Annotated in this window: 18 protein-coding genes and 1 other annotated feature; of the genes, 17 read left to right on the top strand and 1 reads right to left on the bottom strand. The window is 31.2% G+C overall.

Translation table 11 applies throughout. The features are described 5' to 3' along the window. Nucleotides 1-253 precede the first annotated feature (253 nt). The 17 genes from OCV48_RS12790 (at nucleotide 254) to OCV48_RS12710 (ending at nucleotide 16,404) form a co-directional block, all read left to right on the top strand. Entirely contained in the window at nucleotides 254-922 is a 669-nt protein-coding gene (locus OCV48_RS12790) for a hypothetical protein (protein ID WP_147592145.1), read from the top strand. A 76-nt stretch (nucleotides 923-998) separates the two neighbouring features. Further along, nucleotides 999-1,262, top strand: coding sequence for a hypothetical protein (locus OCV48_RS12785; protein WP_147592144.1), 264 nt, complete (start codon nucleotides 999-1,001; stop codon nucleotides 1,260-1,262). 340 nt (nucleotides 1,263-1,602) lie between these two features. Beyond that, the gene (locus OCV48_RS12780; RefSeq protein WP_021982409.1) at nucleotides 1,603-1,935 is read left to right on the top strand and encodes a hypothetical protein; all 333 of its coding nucleotides are present in this window, start codon (nucleotides 1,603-1,605) and stop codon (nucleotides 1,933-1,935) included. A gap of 282 nt (nucleotides 1,936-2,217) precedes the next feature. Continuing rightward, nucleotides 2,218-2,583: a hypothetical protein gene (locus tag OCV48_RS12775; protein ID WP_021982408.1), complete on the top strand. Its 366-nt coding sequence runs from the start codon at nucleotides 2,218-2,220 to the stop codon at nucleotides 2,581-2,583. A gap of 300 nt (nucleotides 2,584-2,883) precedes the next feature. Next, nucleotides 2,884-3,396 carry a hypothetical protein gene (locus tag OCV48_RS12770; protein WP_021982407.1) on the top strand — a complete coding sequence of 171 codons (513 nt, stop codon included), beginning with the start codon at nucleotides 2,884-2,886 and terminating at the stop codon, nucleotides 3,394-3,396. 212 nt (nucleotides 3,397-3,608) lie between these two features. Then, the gene (locus tag OCV48_RS12765; RefSeq protein ID WP_147592143.1) at nucleotides 3,609-4,163 is read left to right on the top strand and encodes an SMI1/KNR4 family protein; all 555 of its coding nucleotides are present in this window, start codon (nucleotides 3,609-3,611) and stop codon (nucleotides 4,161-4,163) included. Between the two features lie 78 nt (nucleotides 4,164-4,241). Continuing rightward, nucleotides 4,242-4,400, top strand: coding sequence for a hypothetical protein (locus OCV48_RS12760; RefSeq protein WP_021982405.1), 159 nt, complete (start codon nucleotides 4,242-4,244; stop codon nucleotides 4,398-4,400). Between the two features lie 221 nt (nucleotides 4,401-4,621). Next, nucleotides 4,622-5,446 (top strand): metallophosphoesterase, encoded by an 825-nt coding sequence (locus OCV48_RS12755; RefSeq protein ID WP_147592142.1) that lies wholly within the window; start codon nucleotides 4,622-4,624, stop codon nucleotides 5,444-5,446. Between the two features lie 242 nt (nucleotides 5,447-5,688). Continuing rightward, nucleotides 5,689-6,012, top strand: a complete 324-nt coding sequence (imm40, locus tag OCV48_RS12750; protein WP_021983415.1) for an Imm40 family immunity protein — start codon at nucleotides 5,689-5,691, stop codon at nucleotides 6,010-6,012. Between the two features lie 163 nt (nucleotides 6,013-6,175). Then, complete coding sequence (locus OCV48_RS12745) at nucleotides 6,176-6,835, top strand: hypothetical protein (protein WP_021983416.1); 660 nt, start codon at nucleotides 6,176-6,178, stop codon at nucleotides 6,833-6,835. Nucleotides 6,836-7,016: 181 nt separating this feature from the next. Then, the gene (locus tag OCV48_RS12740) at nucleotides 7,017-7,208 is read left to right on the top strand and encodes a hypothetical protein (protein ID WP_021983418.1); all 192 of its coding nucleotides are present in this window, start codon (nucleotides 7,017-7,019) and stop codon (nucleotides 7,206-7,208) included. 141 nt (nucleotides 7,209-7,349) lie between these two features. Continuing rightward, entirely contained in the window at nucleotides 7,350-8,315 is a 966-nt protein-coding gene (locus OCV48_RS12735) for a tRNA dihydrouridine synthase (RefSeq protein WP_021983419.1), read from the top strand. A 152-nt stretch (nucleotides 8,316-8,467) separates the two neighbouring features. Beyond that, the gene (locus OCV48_RS12730) at nucleotides 8,468-10,321 is read left to right on the top strand and encodes a glycoside hydrolase family 25 protein (RefSeq protein WP_262559847.1); all 1,854 of its coding nucleotides are present in this window, start codon (nucleotides 8,468-8,470) and stop codon (nucleotides 10,319-10,321) included. A gap of 60 nt (nucleotides 10,322-10,381) precedes the next feature. Next, nucleotides 10,382-10,615 (top strand) — a binding site (T-box leader). Nucleotides 10,616-10,720: 105 nt separating this feature from the next. Continuing rightward, entirely contained in the window at nucleotides 10,721-11,722 is a 1,002-nt protein-coding gene (locus OCV48_RS12725) for an ABC transporter substrate-binding protein (protein WP_021983421.1), read from the top strand. Between the two features lie 16 nt (nucleotides 11,723-11,738). Next, on the top strand, nucleotides 11,739-12,638 hold the full coding sequence (locus OCV48_RS12720; RefSeq protein WP_021983422.1) for an ABC transporter permease: 900 nt from the start codon (nucleotides 11,739-11,741) through the stop codon (nucleotides 12,636-12,638). 155 nt (nucleotides 12,639-12,793) lie between these two features. Beyond that, nucleotides 12,794-13,567 (top strand): ABC transporter ATP-binding protein, encoded by a 774-nt coding sequence (locus OCV48_RS12715; protein WP_147592139.1) that lies wholly within the window; start codon nucleotides 12,794-12,796, stop codon nucleotides 13,565-13,567. Between the two features lie 236 nt (nucleotides 13,568-13,803). Beyond that, a complete protein-coding gene (locus OCV48_RS12710; RefSeq protein ID WP_021983424.1) occupies nucleotides 13,804-16,404 on the top strand; it encodes an EAL domain-containing protein in 2,601 nt (866 codons plus the stop codon). A gap of 124 nt (nucleotides 16,405-16,528) precedes the next feature. Here the strand turns inward: OCV48_RS12710 and nrdD are convergent, their stop codons facing one another. Beyond that, nucleotides 16,529-18,691 carry an anaerobic ribonucleoside-triphosphate reductase gene (gene nrdD / locus OCV48_RS12705; protein ID WP_147592137.1) on the bottom strand — a complete coding sequence of 721 codons (2,163 nt, stop codon included), beginning with the start codon at nucleotides 18,689-18,691 and terminating at the stop codon, nucleotides 16,529-16,531. Nucleotides 18,692-18,734 lie beyond the last annotated feature (43 nt).

Here is an 18,734-nt window from a genome sequence, read left to right as displayed (position 1 = left end):
ATTTTTTTCGGTGGGCAATAAATCATATATACTAGAAAAAACTTATGAAGAAATGTATAGTTAATTCAAAAGAATTCGTTTTACATAAATTGTCCTATATGATGATACAGTAATTGATAATTCTGAATTAGAATGATGGTTAGCTATGTGTGATTCAATTATATTGAGCAATAGTAAGTGATAGACCTGGACCAATTTCGATATCTAATGTTATTGAAGTAGGATTCTAGAATAACAAAAGGTGGTGGCAGTTTTGGAAAAAATAACTTTTTCAGGAGTATCTTTTGGAGGACATTGTAATTTGTTTCGTTATGGTGTTGTTCAAGATTGTTTACAGAAAAGGAATTTTGAGTTTTCTGTAGGAAATCTATATGGCATTATTGGTGAGTTTGGGGAAGGTGGAGCTGCATTGAGTTGTGGTATAACAGGAAATACTGAATTTTATGAAGGAAAAATTTATATAGATGGTATTGAAAAAGATATTGGAGAATTAGTAGATATTAGTTGGTATATTGGTAATGATTTGTATAAATATAGAATTAATAGTTTGTTTTGTAATCGAATTAGGATTAATAAAAAAACAATAAAAGAACAAATTGAATATGGAGTCAGGTGTCAACTAATTGACAAGGATTTTTTGACAATTCAAAAAATGTTTAATATTTCGTCAGAAAGAATAGAAAGAAATATTAATTATGTAGGTTTTGAACGATGGAAAGCCTCGGCAGCAATAGGCTACGCAAATGGGAAAAGGATATTTTGTTGTCCTTGGATGAATTCAAGTGATATCGAGTACCTAAGGGAACAACTATCTCAGACAGTTAATGTGTTGATAGATGAAGGTTGTGTTGTTATTTTTCCTATAACAAAAGAAGAAAATATAAAAAAATTATCTGATAAAAATTGTATGATATATTTGTAGCCGTTAAGTATTTTTATAACGTTTCAACCTGATATATGAATATAGATAAAATATATTATTTGGAGAAAATTATCCTATGATTAATGGTATTATTTTTCAGCGTGATGATAATAGAGACTATAAAGGCGTTGAAGGGGATAATTGGTATTTGAACAATATTTTTCCGGAATTATCTGAAGATTTTTTTGGTGAAAATATTGAGAAGTCTTGGTATGATTCAGATTATGTAGATGTATGTAATGATCATTCATTTATTGAAAAATATATAGAATTATCTAAAAGAGAAAATATTAAGTTTCGCATGTTACTTTGTGAGACAGATAGGTTAAAACCTCAATGAATTTATAAGATTACGAGAGAATATGATAAGTCAAGGTAATAATATGATTTTAGAACAAGGTGATTTCACAATTTATAAACTATATGAAATAACTTTATTAAATAGAAGATGTATATGAAGAGTTTGAATATACAGAAGAAATTAGCAACCTAGTTTCATATATGCCATGCGAAGATGGTTTACCATTAGAAGATAGATTAAAAAGGTAATTACAATATTGATATTGTTACTGAATGGGAACCAACAATTGAAATTTTAAACATTTAATAAAATAAGTGGTAAATTGCATACTTTTAGAATGAATTATAATTAATACTTTTGAATTAGGAGTGTGGACAAAATGAAGCTAACAAAGAATGAAATACAAATATTTAATGAGCTATTGGGGCATGACTATATAGTGGTTTCGCAAATTAATGGAAAATGTTTTGCATTATCTGAAAATGGTTCATATTACTATAATGATTGCTTTGAGAAAACAAATGAGCCTTTTTTTATGAAACAAAAATATGAGTTATTAACGCCGGTAAAGATGATTAAATTTTATGGATTTTATATAATGGAGCCAAAAGAGGATATAGGGGTATGGTATAGAGGGGTACTGAATAGTAATGGTAATTACGAATTTGATTGTTGTGCAGATTCAATTGAAGAAATTGTGTATAGTTTATAATTAAGGATATACAAGTAAGCTTTTCGACAGACAGGCTTAAATTTTGATATGGACAGAGCAAATAAATCAAATTTCTGTAGTAAACATTATAGAAAATATGGTAAAATTTTAAGCAGTGAAAACCATTACTTTGGAGAGTGTTAATGGAAGCTGATATTGCAATTGGAAGACAAGTATAGGGATTCACAATCACAATTAAGCCTTCTCACAAGCAGGTTTAAATTATGGTCTTATTACCTAACACTATTGCATTATAATAAAAATATTAGTAGGAGAACAATTATGGAAAAATTGTCAGAAAGAGAAAAAGAATGGCTAAATTATATTATGGAAAAAGAGTTCTTAGGTAGGGAAATATTAATAGAACAACTAAATAATATTCAAGTTATAAAAGAGTCTGGATTTGATTTTTTATCAATTAAGATGTTTGCTTCACAAGTTAATAAGTTATTTCCGCTTGATATAAGAGTGCCTGTTGAGATGATATGTTATCAAAAGACAACAGCACCAGTTGTTTTTTTGTTGCACATCATAGAAGGAATAGTGAATGAATTAGAAATAATTACAGCAGATGCATCTTTTCTTGACGTTGAAAAAATTGAACTGATGAACAGAGAATATATGATAGATTCAAAACTAATACCCTAAAAAAACACATTGTAATACAGAGAATTAGAAGTCAAGACCAGCTATGTAAGTTAAATATAGCAAGTCTGTCAAATTAATGGGACATAGTAAGTTTGCTATTCCATGTATCAATAATAAAAGTCATTTGGATTACATTTCTGATATATGTACGGAAAAAAATAAATTAATATTTATATCCATTGTATGATGATGGTAAATATAGGAAGTATGATTTTTATACATTTATACCTGAGAAAACTTTATATTAATAGTAAAATTATATTTGGAGAAGAGAAAGGATGGTAAGAAATGAGGATTATTATGGACAATTGTAATATAATAGAAAAATTGCAAGGGAAAAAATTAGGAGTTATTGATAGGGCATCATCTATGTTATGTTTAGGCTTTGGGAGTAAATACATTGATGATACATATAAGGGAATACATAATTTAGAAGTATATGAATTTCGAATTCATGTGCAGTGTGCTTGGAGAATTGTGAATAATAGATTAGGAAATATAATTGTAGCATCCGAGGATATCTATGAACCAAAAGAAAATGGTATTGTACCTGAATCATTTGATTGGGAATTGAAGGACAACAATATGTTTGACGATAAGGCAAAAAAATGGTTTGAATTAACAGAAAATATTTATGTTGATAGGATATACATTAATAAGTTTAAAGATTTATTTATTGATTTTTCTGATAATTCTACTTTTCAAACATTTTTAAATTATTCTAGTGATAGTGAATGTTGGCGAATATTTGGGAAAGATATAATAAATGGAGTAAAACTACCTCATTTTGTAGTATGTGGTAATGATTCATAATGTATAAGCTTTAAGTCAGGGTAATTTATGATAACCATAGACAACTTATAAACAATTCGCTATGGACTTGTCAATGCAGGCAATAACAGATATACTGGTCAATTTTGAATTGTCAAAAAAATATTAACTTTTATAGAGTACATTTTTTGTCAGTGATTGAAGAAAAAGATGAGAATATATAAATTTACACAAATCAAATGATGGAGATAATAATGTTGATTTATGAAGAAAGTATAAAAATATTGAAACAGCAAGGTGTTGAATTTGAAATAGGATTAACGGTTGAAGAAATAGCAAAAATTGAAGGTATATATAAAATAACATTTCCAAAGAGTCTAAAAGAATTTTTAATGATGGCATTACCAATATCTAAGGGCTTTATTGACTGGAGAAATCTTAATCAAGATAATATTATGATTATCAAGAAAATTATAAATAGACCAATTGAAGATGTTGACGAATTAGCAGAGGAGGTTTATTGGTGCGATGATTGGGGGAAAGAACCAGATAATGAAATAGATATTGCACTAGTTGTAAGGGAACGACTGAAAAGTGCTCCTAAATTGATTCCGGTTTATGGACACAGATATATATCTATGATTCCAGAGGATAATCCTCCAATAATTTCTATACACGATGTAGATATTATTTATTACGGTCAAAATCTAGAAGATTATTTTGAAGTCGAATTTGGTGGGAAAGAGCAAGGAAAGATAGAATTTGAAAATATCAATCCAATACCATTTTGGTCTGATATAATGAACTAATTAATAGCAGAAAAACAATACTAGCTTGCTTACTTTAAATATGCAATACTTATTTAAATTTTAAAAAGAGACGTAATTATGCAGATGAATTTCACAGAAGAACAACTTAATGATATGGATAAGTCGTTATTGGTACAGATGTTTCTAAATATGCAAGAGCAGTTAGATTTACTTACAAAGGAAACACATGAACTAAATGAAAAGATGCAGCTTATGATGAAATTTCTGCAATCGTAAACAGAGATGATGTGAAGAAGGTGCAAATAGCTATATGTGGGTGTATCGTTCAGGTTATATGTACACAGATAGACTTATAAAAATATCATATTAAGGCTCTGTTTTGTCTGCAATGTGCTTGCGTGACAAAATGTATAGAGTGGCGATGGTGTGATGATTATGAAAAGGTAATGGAACAAGCAGATAAATTACATAAAGAAATATATGAAGGAGATTGTACTATGAATACATATGTGATGTCTGATATCCATGGATGTTATGATGAATTTCAGCAGATGCTTGAAAAGATTCATTTTAGCGACAGAGATTTGCTAATTTGCGCTGGAGATTATATTGATCGGGGTACAAAGAATTATGAAATGATGAGTTGGATCAGTAATGCAACTAAGAATGTGATTTTTGTAAGAGGAAATCATGATGAAGAGTTCCTGACAAACATTTGCATCATGAAATATGTATGTGATGAGGCAGAACTGGATGAGAATAGTATTGAAGATTCCAGAACCTTGTATAAAGCAGTTCAAAAATTTGCTGAGCAGAATAATAATGTATTTTTTGATTACTATGGAACAATTGGGAAACTTATTAATGAGAAATTGGTTTCGTTCGCATTGCTTTGTGACTGGGCGAAAATAGTTGAAAAAATGCCGTACTTCTATAAAATAGATATAAATAAGAGAACCTGTATCGTTGTTCATGCAGGATATATTGAAAGCCTTGACCATGTTGATACAGAGGAATCTTATGAAAGTGTTGAGGATTTCTACTTGCATGCCAGAGATGATGCGTATATGTGTGGTGGAGTTGAGCATGGAATGATTATTGCTGGACATACACCAACAATAAAGTATGAGGAATTTCCTTATAATAATGGTAATGTATACCGTATGTATGATGAAAGCCTGGATTGCATTTTCTATGATATAGATTGTGGGTGTGTAATGGGAAGTGTACAGGAAAATGCAAAGTTGGCATGCATTAGATTGGAAGATGAGAAAATCTATTATGTAAGGATATCGGATCAGGTCAAAAGTAAAGAACTATAAGATGATACAGATACGACAGCGACAATCGCAGGAGGATTAGCTACTTACTAACTTCCATGTCAATGGAACAGACTTTGTATGAAGCGACTATTACTGGTTTAACAGGAGAAAAAAGAACCATTATCTTATTGCCCACTGGGACAATTATATTATGGGCTTAACTAAGCCTATTGAACAAAGGAAACTATTAAGTTTTATATAAAATAAGGCATCTAAAAGATATTATACTAGGAGATATGATTATGGAAGTAATTACAAATGTTATTTCAAATGAATTGCTAAAAAAGGGAATAAGCTTATTATCGCTCGGAATAAATGAATATGCTTGGGATAAGGACAATATAAAAGAGATATTCGAAGAATTGTCAAAACGGAAAATAGGTATTTTAGGTGGCGATGTTTATAAGATAGAAAATGAAAATATCAAAATGACATTTGATAGCTGGTATATGAATAAAGATAGTTCGGAAGAATTCTATCAAAAGAGCAAATTAAGGGCTTTGAGGTATATAGAAGATTATGAAAAAAATAATTGTGGCGAGTTTATATATACCATTGTTATTTGAGTGAAGATTGAAAATACTGTGAAATTATAAAGATTGATTATATGAATGAAGATTGCAAAAGAAACAAAAACAGATATACTGGTATATATAACAATAGACGATGTCTGATTGAAACATTTTGATTACTAAAATAAGGATAATAGAAATGAGTGATATTTAAAACATGAAAATGTGGAGAGAACATAGTGAAAAATTAAGTGATTATTATGGCTGGGTAACTAATAATATGGAAAAAAGTTGGGATGCAAACTTAATTAGCTATAATGCAACTGGTATTAATTTGAACAAGGATAAATTTTTTGAATTTTGTTTACAGCAAATTCAAAAAGAAATGATATTGGATAATCCCTTGTATATTTATTTAATTGTTTTAGAAGAAGTTATAGAGCCTAGTTCTAAAGTTGGAAGATATAAGAAATGTTGGAAAAAGATATCAGATTCATTTGAAATAGATTATTTACAGTTAGGAAAAGAGATTGAATATCATAAAAATGATAAGATATATTATGTTTCTATTGCTAGAACCCAAATTGAGAATTTAGAAAAGGTATTGGAATTGATTGATTCAAAGAAACAGTATCGTTATGTATTTGTCAGTAGGAATGACTATCTAGAAGATATGGAGAAGAATGATATGAATATTGATGATTTAATTTATTTAAATTCATTTGATGAAATTGATTATCCGCAAGTTATTGAAAAATGTATTAATAATCATGATTTAGCCTGTTGTTACGGAAGTGATTCAATTGGAATTGAATTAGCACTTATCTTTAAAAAACATGATAGAAATAAATATTGGAAATATGCCAATATAGAATAATTAATAAGATGACAAAAAATATCACAATTAAAGATATAATTTGTTCTAGAATCTATTTTTTAGAAAACAATTATATTTTTGATAAAAATGAATACAAGCATATTAATAAGGGTGAATTAGAAGCATATAGGGAAATATTATTTGATATTGAACTGATAACGATTATTGAGGTAAGATAAAAATGGCGACAGAATATATTGAAATTCTTTTAGAAAAAATAGAAAAAAATTATTTTTTAGAAGTATTAAATAATAAAAAAATATGTAATTATGAAATGGGAGAGTGCTATTATTACTCTAATACAGATTATGGTAGAAAAATTTTAAGCAAAAATGAGTTTAATGAGAAATTAGTAAAAATTATAATTGTATGATTATGTTAAAAAATTTTGAATTTTTTTTCTTGTAGCTATTGTTTCGAAGCGAAAACAAATAGCTTTTATGGCAGCTGAGAAATCGCTTATGCGAATTTCTCAGCACATCACTACAATAAATCGCTTAGGAAAGAGGAACATATGAATACAGAAAACATACAGCTATATTTTGCACCAATGGAGGGCGTTGCAGGATATTTATATAGAAATACATATAACGAGATTTTTAGTGGAATAGATAAATACTTCGCACCATTTATCTCTACAAGTCCGAATGGAATCAGAAGATTAAAAGAATTTAAAGATATTTTGCCGGAGAACAATAAAGGTATAAATTTAGTACCGCAATTATTATCTAATAATGCTAAAGATTTCATAAGTGCAACAGAGGAATTAGCAGGACTTGGCTATGAAGAAGTCAATATTAATATCGGTTGTCCATCGGGTACAGTCATTTCTAAAGGAAAAGGTGCAGGCTTTCTTGGTGATTTAGATGGATTAGACGGATTTTTTGATGAAATATTTAATAAAACATATGATAAATATAATATGAAAATATCAGTTAAGACCAGAGTAGGGCTATATGATGAGGATATGTGGCAGGACATTCTAGAAATATATAATAGATATCCTATTTCAGAACTTATAATCCACCCAAGAACTAGAGAAGATTTGTATAAGAAGCCTGTAAGATATAATACATTTGAATATGCGATGGAGAATACGGGTTTAAAACTCTGTTATAATGGAGATGTTTTTACTAAGGCTGCTTATAAATCTATATGTGAAAGATTTGATGGAATTAATGCAATAATGCTTGGCAGAGGTATTCTAAAGAACCCTTGTCTGCCACAAATGATTAAAGAAGATAAAGAAATAGAAGCTGATAAGATATTTGAATTTCACGATAAAATATATGAAAGATACAAGGATTATATGTCGGGTGAAGTTCCGGTGTTATTTAAGATGAAAGAAATATGGCTATATATGCAGGAATGTTTTGAAAATAGTGAGAAAATGATAAAGAAAATTAAAAAGTCTAAAAATCTTCGTGAATATGACAGAATTATACAAGAAATGAAAGAAGAATATATTGAAAAAATATAAAGAAAAGTTTATACTATTCTATAGTGAATAGTGAATAGTGAATAGTGAATAGTGAATAGTGAATAGTGAATAGTGAATAGTGAATAGTGAATAGTGAATAGTGAATATGGATATTTCTACGGTATATAATGACGCTAATACGGAGATTAATAATGAAGATTAAGATAAATAATAATGAAATAAAGACAAAATTAAAGAAAATAACAGATAATACATATAAATTTGTTAAAGAGAAATATGACAGATTATGTACATGGTATAAAGGATATGAGAATAAGCGGGCCTTATGGGGTGCGGTTTCGACCTGGATATTTACATTTTTAGTTGTGATTATCGTATGCAGGGTTACTAATGCATCGAAACTTACAGCGGTGGCAAATGAACCTATTATGGTTGAGGCAGAGTCATCTTACGAGACAACTGAGAGAGACAGAAATACTGTTAAAGAAGAGACTAAGCCTAAAGAGACTCAGACTACGACAGCAGCTACAACAACTGCTAGTGAGACTCAGAGTATAGAAGAGACAACGAAGAAGACTGAGAAAGAAACAGTTGATGTATCTAAATTATCAGTTAGTACAACACCTATTGCAGATGATAAAGAGGCATCAGTTAAGAGAATTGCATCAATTAATTCGGCTGATATTAAGACAATTCCTTCAACTAATTATGATGAGAATCAGATTTCTTATGGAATTGATATATCATATCATCAGGGCAAGATTGACTGGGCAAAGGTTAAGGCAGCAGGCGTTGAGTATGCATTTATAAGAGTCGGCAACAGAGGTTATGAGTCGGGAAAATTATGTAAGGACTCAAGATTTGATGAAAATGTAAGGGGTGCTTTGGCAAACGGAATAAAGGTTGGTGTGTATTTCTTCTCACAGGCAATTACTGAGCAGGAGGCTTTAGAGGAGGCATCATTAACTCTTAAATATATAAGCGGTTACAATATTACACTTCCTGTAGTTATTGACTGGGAAACGGATAAAGGATACAGAACATACAGTGGACTTACACAGTCAAAGCTTACGAATATCATATCGGTATTTTGCGATACTGTGGAGAGATATGGCTATGATTCAATGGTATATATGTGTAAAGATGACTATGTCAACAGAATTAATTCGCCTGTGATAACTTCTAAATATAAGAGCTGGGTTGCCTGGTATTTTAATGAATATAATTCATCTAATTATGCAGCTAATATGTTCCGCTATGGTGATTTATTGCCTGATATGACATTTAAGTATTATATGTGGCAGTATTCATGCAAGGGAAGAATTGATGGCATCAAAGAATTAGTTGATATGAATGTAATGATACTTCCAAAGAAAGTATATGAAGTAAAGATTAATAATACAAAGAAGCAGTTCGTTACAAATGTTGGAACAGTACTCAACTTATCAGAGGGTATATCAGCTTCAGATTCGTCAGGAAATGATGCATCATCTAAGGTTACAATGTCAGTATTTACGGGTAATGGAACTAAGATAAGTAAAGAAAATGCATTTGCAAAGGCAGGCACATATAATATAAGTTATGAATTTACAGATGCTAATGGAACTAAAGTTTCAACAGGTGCGACATTATATGTTAGAGATATTCCGGAGATTTATTTTGATAATAAATTGTGGTCTGACAGTAATAAGAAAAAGATTACATACGAATATGATAATAATTTATCTGTACAGGAAAATTATGATAAAATAGTTGAATTATTAAAGAGTAAAGTATCAGCATATTATTATGACACCGTATCAGGTTCTGCTAAGCACCAGATTAATAATGGAACATTTTCTTCACTTGAGAATATAATAGCTAATGGAGATATCGAGAGTAAAACTATAGATATTGCATATATAGTAAATGATGGAAAGGGCTTAAGTAATTCTAAGACCATTACCTTTAATATCAATAGACAGAAAGTAGAAGAAGACACTACAACAAAAAAGAATGAAGAAGATACTACAACAGAAGAAAATCATACAGATGTATTAAGTTAAAAATTTAGTTTTCGTACTTGACAAATAGAATAATAGGTATTAAGATATGAAAAGTAAATATTTAAACCTTTGAGAAAGAGTAGTAGGCTTTAGTATTTAATTACAGAGAGTTGCAGATGGTGGAAATGCAATATTGAATTTTTGGCTGAATGGACTTTTGAGGGCAATTCAGAATTAACAGTATGAATTGACGGAGACCATTACCGTTATTGTATGGCATATATGATTGTATATGATTAAGTGGATTTTTTAAAAATCAATTTGAGTGGTACCGCGGAATTATTCGTCTCAAGCATTAGAAATAGTGCTTGGGACTTTTTTGTTCCGTAAAAGTCATATATGAATATTTTATATTCAAATCAGATTATGCGGATAGGCGCAGGAATGGAGATTAATATTATGAAGAAGAGAAAATTATTAGCATTAGCAATGACAGCAGTTTTAGCAATGGGAGTATTTACAGGTTGTGGTGATAAGAAAGATTCATCAACAGTTACAATAGGTATCGGACAGTTCGCAGAACATGGTTCATTAGATAATTGTCGTAATGGTTTCATAGAGGGACTTAAACAGGAGGGGTATGAAGAGGGTAAAAATCTTAAGATTACATATAAAAACTCACAGGCAGATACAGGAATTGCCAACCAGATAATTTCTAATTTTGTTTCAAATAAAGTTGACCTTATCTGCGGAATTGCAACACCGATGGCACAGGCAGCATACAGTGCAGCAAGAAAACAGAATATACCTGTTATTTTTACTGCAATAACAGATCCGATTGAAGCAGAACTTGCTAAAGAAGATGGAACTCCTGTCGGAGAAGTAACAGGAACAAGTGATAAACTTCCAGTTGAGAAACAGTTAGAGATGATTACACAGATAACACCTAATGTTAAGAAGATTGGTATTATCTACTGTACAAGTGAAGTTAACTCTATTTCAGCAATTGCTGAATATAAAGAATTAGCACCAAAATATGGAGTTGAGATAGTAGATAAAGGTATTTCAACATCAGCAGATATTCCTTTGGCAACAGATTCATTATTAAATGAAGTTGACTGTATTAATAACCTTACGGATAACACAGTTGTTTCATCATTACCAATTATTTTACAGAAAGCATCAGAGAAGAATATTCCGGTATTTGGAAGTGAAATTGAGCAGGTTAAAATCGGTTGTCTTGCAACAGTAGGTCTTGATTATTATGAATTAGGTATCCAGACAGGCAAAATGGCTGCTAAAGTATTAAAAGGTGAGAAAAAAGCAAGTGAAATTAACTTTGAGACAATAGAAGAATCAAGTTTATATATTAATAGTAAGGTTGCAGATAATCTTGGAATCACAGTACCAGATGAAATGAAAGAGTCTGCAGCAGAAGTATTCGATACAATAGATAAATAAGATTAGGAGCTTTAAAATGGTAGATATTATTCTAGGTGTAATAAGAGAAGGATTGCTGTTTTCGATAATGGCATTAGGTGTCTATATTACATATAAGATATTAGATTTCCCTGATTTGTCAGTAGACAGCACATTTCCGTTAGGTGCGGCAGTAACAGCAATGCTTATTTTGAAAGATGTCAATCCATATGTGACACTGCTTGCAGCGTTATTGGCAGGAGCAATTGCAGGAACAATTACAGGTATTATCCATGTAGTATTTAAAGTAAGAGATTTATTATCAGGTATAATTGTTATGACAGGTCTGTATGCAATTAACCTAAGAATTGCAGGCTCTGCCAACGTAGCTATATTTTCCAAGGACAATATATTTGAAAATAAATTTATGGATAAAATAATCCCACAGTCACTTGAGAAATATTCATATATAATTGTTCTCGCAATCTTAGTTATAATTGTTAAATTAGTTCTTGACTGGTACCTGAAAACGAAATCAGGACTTTTATTAAGAGCAGTAGGCGATAATGATGTATTAGTAACTTCTGTTGCTAAAAATAAAGGTATTGCTAAGATAGTAGGTCTTGCAATTGCCAATGCATTTGCAGCATTAGCAGGAAGTGCTTACTGCCAGATGAATGGTTTCTTTGAGATTTCATCAGGTACAGGAACAATGGTTATAGGTCTTGCAAGTGTTATCATAGGAACTAAACTGTTAAAGAACATTAAATTTGTAAAGGCAACTTCAGCAGTTATATTTGGTTCAATTATATATAAAGCTTGTATATCCATTGCAATTAATATGGGTATGGAAGCATCAGACTTAAAACTTATAACAGCAGTATTATTCTTATTAATTTTAATAATCAGTAATATGTTTAAAAATAAGCCTAAAATCATCAAAGAAGAGGCTAAATAGAGGTGAATAGTGTAAAAAAAATGTGGATGCAATTATTTTTTACACGGCTATTTGTTTCTGAGCGAAAGCAAATAGCTTTTATGGCAGATGAGAAGTCGCCTGTGCGAAATTATCATCGCTTTTTTGCAATAAGTTGCTCAGAAATGAGGATTAAAATGCTAGAGTTAAAAAATATAAATAAATATTATAATCCCGGTACAGTCAACCAGATGTGTCTGTTTAAAGACTTTAATTTTCAGGTGCAAGACGGAGAATTTGTATCAATTGTCGGAAGTAATGGTTCAGGAAAGACTTCAATGCTTAATATAATCTGTGGAAGTATTCCAGTAGACAGCGGTAAAATCTATATTGGCGAAGAAGATATAACTAATAAGAAGGAGCATATAAGACATAAGATAATCGGAAGGGTATATCAGAATCCTGCAATGGGAACATCGCCTAATCTTACTATTCTTGAAAATATGTCCTTGGCAGATAACAAAGGGAAAATGTACGGACTTTCAAGTGGAATTAATAAAAAGAGAAAAGAAGACTATAGGGAAATGCTAAGAGAACTCAATCTTGGACTTGAAGATAAGTTAAATGTCAAGGTTGGTGCTTTATCAGGCGGACAACGTCAGGCGATGGCTCTTATAATGTCTACACTTACACCGATAGAATTTCTTATTCTTGATGAGCATACAGCAGCACTTGATCCTAAAACAGCTGAAATAATTATGCAGCTTACAGATAAAATCGTTAAAGAGAAGAAACTGACAACAATGATGGTGACGCATAATCTCAGATATGCAGTAGAATATGGTGACAGACTTGTTATGATGCATAAAGGAAACGTTGTATTAGATATTAAGGGTGAAGATAAGAAGAATGTCAAAATAGATGATTTATTAGATGAGTTTAATAAAATCAGTATAGAATGTGGCAATTAAAAAGAAATAGTAAAAGTGGAATATTCTTTGAAAACGAGAATATTCCGCTTTTATTTTTCTGATTTTCTGACTTTTGCTTTAATTGTGTAAAATATACAAAAATCATTGTAAGAAATATAAAAATATGGTAAAATTTACACTATATAGCTAAGAGAATATTATAAACATATAATCTCTTAACGGAACGTCGAAAGCAATAAATGAACAATTTTTGGACATTTAGGAGGAAGTATACAGTGAATGAAAAAAAAGTAGTTTTAGTGATAGATGATGAGCAAGTTAACAGAAAAATTTTAGTATCATATTTAGAGGACAATTATGAGGTTCATGAATTTGATAATGGTAACGGCGGCATAGAATATATTAAGGAGCATTGCCGAGGAGTTTCGGCTGTTTTGCTTGATTTATGTATGCCTAATTTAGATGGGTTTGAATTTCTTAAGATTATCAATGAGAATTGTGATTGGAAAAATATTCCTATAATCATTACAACAGGCCTTGAGGGAATTGATAATGAGAAAAGGGCTTTAAATATGGGGGCATGGGATTATATAAGAAAACCATATGATAAGGGAATTGTTAAGGCTAGACTAAGAAATGCTATATACAGAAGTCAGTTATCGACATTTAATGAACTTAAATATATTGCAGAATATGATCCCCTTACGGGAATGTATAATAAAAAGAAATTCTATGACGTGACAAGAGAGATGTTAAGGTGTAATAATGATAAGAAATTTGTATTTATAAGGTTTGATGTGGACAGATTCCAGATGGTTAACTCATTCTTCGGATATAATGAGGGTGACAAGCTTTTGGTATATATCGGTAAGCAATTAAAGGATGTTTATTCGGTTATGCCTTATGCGACGTTTGGAAGAATTGAATCTGATGTATTTGGAATATGTCACAGATATGATGAATCAACTATTTTACGTCGTATTGCAGATATAAGAAATATGTTAGCTAAATATAATCCTGAATATGATATTGTTCCTAACCTGGGGTTATATGTCATTGAGGACAATAATCTTCCTATGGAGACTATATTTAACAGGGCTACATTAGCATCTAATTACAGCAAAGGCAATTATGTTAAGTTCTATACATTTTATAATGATAAGATGAGTAAGGCTATTATTCATGAGCAGGAAATAATCAATGATATGAAATGTGCTATTGAAAAGGAACAGTTTGATTTGTATTTCCAGCCTAAATATAGTTTGGAGAATAATAAGCCATATGGTGCAGAGGCATTAGTAAGATGGTTTCATCCTACCAAGGGAATGGTAATGCCGGGTGAATTTATTCCAGTTTTAGAGAAGAATGGATATATATCTAAATTAGATTATTACGTATGGGAGAAAGCATGTAAGTACCTTAGAAAGTGGATGGACGAAGGAAGAACACCTTATTCGATTTCAGTAAATGTTTCAAGAGTGAATATGTATAATCCTAAGATAGTAGATATTATCAAGGGACTTACTGATAAATATAATGTACCACCAGCACTATTAAATCTTGAACTTACAGAAAGTGCATATGTTGAAAATCCTGTTGTTATCAAGGACATTATCACTAAATTACAGTTATATGGTTTCATAATATTAATGGACGATTTTGGAAGTGGTTATTCATCACTTAATACTTTAAAAGATATCTCTGTCGATATACTTAAAGTAGATATGAGATTTCTATCCAATACGGATATACCGGGCAGGGGAGATAATATTCTAGCTTCAGTAATAAGAATGGCTAAATGGATTAATCTTCCAGTTGTAGTTGAGGGTGTTGAAACTTATGAACAGGCGAGATTCTTAAGAAGTATTGGCTGTGATTATGTTCAAGGCTATTATTTCGCATCACCTATGCCAGTTGAGGATTATCTGAAATTAATAGATTCGAATGAAGAATTTCATAACAATGAATCGGGCAAGAATAAATCAGAAGACTCAGAGCAGATAAATATAAATGCACTATTTGAGAAGAACCCTCAAATGGAGATGATATTTGGTAATAATCTTCAGACAATAGTAATATATGAATATTCAGATGGAAATGTTGAACTATTAAGAGTTAACGAGGGTTTTTATGATATGTTTGGAAGCTCAGATACTGCACTTAAGATAGAAAATGCAATTTCTATAATAGATGAGAATTACAAAGAAAATGTAATTAGTGCATTTGAGACGGCTATAAGAACTAAGAAAATTGCAGAGGCTGAATATGAAAGAATTAAGAATAATGGTACTAATATGTGGGTAAAGTTAAGATTACAATATATACAGAAGATAGGAAACAAACACCTTTTATTTGGTACACTTAATGACATCACGGCACAGAAAGAGATAGATAGTATTCTCAGTATCTATCGTAAGGAAGTAGATGGCGAGAAGAAGAAAAACAAAGGAAGAATGTTAATTGTCGATGACTACAGACTTAACAGACTGATGTTGGCAGAAATGTTTAGCGATAAATATGATATAGTTGAGGCAGAGAATGGAAATGATGCCTTAATTAAACTTAAGGAATCGGGAGTAATTGACATAATAATACTTGATTTAATTATGCCGTATATGGATGGTAAAGAATTCTTAAGTATCATTAAGAAAGATGAAAAATATGAAGACATTCCAGTTATCGTAATGACATCAGATTCGTCTAAAGAATCTCAGATGGAACTGATATCCTTAGGTATAAGTGATTATATAACTAAACCATTTGTAAGAGAAACGGTGCTTAAACGAATTGATAATGTAATGGAATCGGTTAGTCGCAAGAATAACAGACGTAGAAAGAATGATATTGCGGATAAGTTATCAGAACTTTTTGGTTAAGAAAATGGTCAGGAAAATTTGTAAGATATCTTTTTTTTGAATCAAATTTTGAGTACATTCAAAAGACACACACTTAAGCCGGATACATCGGTTTAAGTGTGTGTCTTTAAATGTACTCAAATAATTATAAATGTAATACTCTGTCTTTAATCTCCTGTGTACGTCCCTGATTCCAGAATTGTGTACCTATATAACCACAAGTTCTTCTGGCAACATTCATTTTATCCTGATTACGGTTACCACAGTTAGGACATTCCCATACGAGTTTACCATCATCATCAGTAACAATCTGAATTTCTCCGTTATAATCACAGACCTGACAATAATCACTCTTAGTATTAAGTTCAGCATACATTATGTTGTCATAGATATATTTCATTACTTCCAGTACGGCATCTAGGTTGTTTTGAAGATTTGGTACTTCGACATAACTGATTGCACCACCTGGGGATAATTCTTGAAATTCTGATTCAAATTTAAGCTTGGTAAATGCATCAATTTGTTCAGTTACATGAACGTGATAACTGTTTGTAATGTAGTTTCTATCGGTTACACCGGGAATTTTGCCAAATCGTTTCTGTAAGCATTTAGCAAATTTATAAGTAGTAGACTCAAGTGGTGTTCCGTAAAGGCTGAAGTCAATATTTGTCTCATCAGCCCATTTATGGCAGGCATCGTTAAGACAATGCATTACTTTGAGTGCGAAAGTCTTACCATCAGGGTCAACATGTGACTTGCCAGTCATATATTTAGTACACTCATATAGACCGGCATATCCAAGAGAAATAGTAGAATAACCATTATATAATAACTTGTCTATGGTTTCACCTTTCTTTAATCTCGCTAATGCACCATATTGCCATAAGATAGGTGCGACATCTGATGGAGTACCTTTAAGACGGTTGTGACGACACATAAGTGCACGTTTGCATAAATCAAGACGTTCATCTAATATCTTCCAGAACTTATCATAATCTCCACCGGATGAACAAGCTACATCGACTAAGTTAAGTGTAACGACTCCCTGATTAAATCTTCCGTAGAATTTATATTTATCATTCTCGTCTTTATATACAGTTAAGAATGAACGGCAGCCCATACAAGGATAGCAATTACCATCTTTAAGTTTCTTCATGATTTTCTCTGATATGTAGTCAGGAACCATTCTCTTAGCAGTACATTCGGCAGCTAGCTTAGTAAGATACCAATATTTACTGTCCTTATGTATGTTATCTTCTTCAAGAACATAGATAAGCTTAGGAAAAGCAGGAGTAATATATACACCCTTTTCATTTTTAATACCTATTATTCGCTGGCGAAGAACTTCTTCGGTCACAAGTGCTAAGTCATCACGTAATTGTCCTTCAGGAACTTCATCAAGATACATAAATATTGTGATGAAAGGAGCCTGGCCGTTAGTTGTCATAAGGGTTATGACCTGATATTGAATCATCTGGACACCCTGTTTAATTTCTTTTCTGACTCTGAGTTCAGCAACTTTATTAATCGTTTCTTCAGTAGCTTCAATACCGGTTGCAATGAATTCGTCACGCACCTCACGACGAAATTTCTCACGGCTTACCTGTACAAATGGAACTAAATGTGAAAGGGTTATGCTCTGACCACCATATTGTGAACTTGCTATCTGAGCAATGCTCTGTGTAGCAATATTACAGGCAGTTGAGAAACTGTGAGGTTTCTCAATAGTGGTCTCACTTATTACAGTTCCATTCTGGAGCATATCTTCAAGGTTAATAAGACAGCAGTTGTGCATATGCTGTGCAAAATAATCTGCATCATGAAAATGTATAATTCCTTTTTCATGAGCATCTAAAATATCCTCGGGAAGCAGGAATCTTTTTGTTATATCCTTGCTTACTTCACCTGCCATATAGTCACGCTGTACGCTGTTTACCATAGGATTCTTGTTAGAATTTTCCTGTTTAACTTCTTCGTTATCAAATTGAAGAAGACTTAGAATCTGTTCGTCGGTAGAATTAGATTTTCTTACTAATGCACGTTTATATCTGTAAGTAATATAATTTCTAGCCACTGCAAATGCTTTCTCATTCATTATCTGATTCTCTACTAAATCCTGAATTTCTTCTACATTAAGAGAACGTTCCATATCACTGCATATTTTAGTGACGTTTTCAGAGATTATCTCAATCTGTTCGTTAGTAAGTTTTTCACTGTCAATTACACCTTCATTAGCTTTTTTTACTGCGGCAGATATTTTTCTTATGTCAAATTGGACTTCTGCACCGCTTCGTTTAATTATTTTCATAGGAATCTCCATTTCTGAGCAACTTATTGAGATGAAGCGATGA

Source organism: Bovifimicola ammoniilytica (genome assembly GCF_025567085.1).
GTDB classification, from domain to species: Bacteria; Bacillota; Clostridia; order Lachnospirales; family Lachnospiraceae; genus Bovifimicola; species Bovifimicola ammoniilytica.
Note: the sequence above shows the minus strand (reverse complement) of the source record. Positions and strands in the feature narration are given on the sequence as shown.

Coding starts and splice junctions, on each gene's coding strand:
- OCV48_RS12785 (WP_147592144.1), top strand. CDS start 999: ATGATTAATGGTATTATTTTTCAGCGTGATGATAATAGAGACTATAAA.
- OCV48_RS12780 (WP_021982409.1), top strand. CDS start 1,603: ATGAAGCTAACAAAGAATGAAATACAAATATTTAATGAGCTATTGGGG.
- OCV48_RS12775 (WP_021982408.1), top strand. CDS start 2,218: ATGGAAAAATTGTCAGAAAGAGAAAAAGAATGGCTAAATTATATTATG.
- OCV48_RS12770 (WP_021982407.1), top strand. CDS start 2,884: ATGGACAATTGTAATATAATAGAAAAATTGCAAGGGAAAAAATTAGGA.
- OCV48_RS12765 (WP_147592143.1), top strand. CDS start 3,609: ATGTTGATTTATGAAGAAAGTATAAAAATATTGAAACAGCAAGGTGTT.
- OCV48_RS12760 (WP_021982405.1), top strand. CDS start 4,242: ATGCAGATGAATTTCACAGAAGAACAACTTAATGATATGGATAAGTCG.
- OCV48_RS12755 (WP_147592142.1), top strand. CDS start 4,622: ATGAATACATATGTGATGTCTGATATCCATGGATGTTATGATGAATTT.
- imm40 (WP_021983415.1), top strand. CDS start 5,689: ATGGAAGTAATTACAAATGTTATTTCAAATGAATTGCTAAAAAAGGGA.
- OCV48_RS12745 (WP_021983416.1), top strand. CDS start 6,176: ATGAAAATGTGGAGAGAACATAGTGAAAAATTAAGTGATTATTATGGC.
- OCV48_RS12740 (WP_021983418.1), top strand. CDS start 7,017: ATGGCGACAGAATATATTGAAATTCTTTTAGAAAAAATAGAAAAAAAT.
- OCV48_RS12735 (WP_021983419.1), top strand. CDS start 7,350: ATGAATACAGAAAACATACAGCTATATTTTGCACCAATGGAGGGCGTT.
- OCV48_RS12730 (WP_262559847.1), top strand. CDS start 8,468: ATGAAGATTAAGATAAATAATAATGAAATAAAGACAAAATTAAAGAAA.
- OCV48_RS12725 (WP_021983421.1), top strand. CDS start 10,721: ATGAAGAAGAGAAAATTATTAGCATTAGCAATGACAGCAGTTTTAGCA.
- OCV48_RS12720 (WP_021983422.1), top strand. CDS start 11,739: ATGGTAGATATTATTCTAGGTGTAATAAGAGAAGGATTGCTGTTTTCG.
- OCV48_RS12715 (WP_147592139.1), top strand. CDS start 12,794: ATGCTAGAGTTAAAAAATATAAATAAATATTATAATCCCGGTACAGTC.
- nrdD (WP_147592137.1), bottom strand. CDS start 18,691: ATGAAAATAATTAAACGAAGCGGTGCAGAAGTCCAATTTGACATAAGA.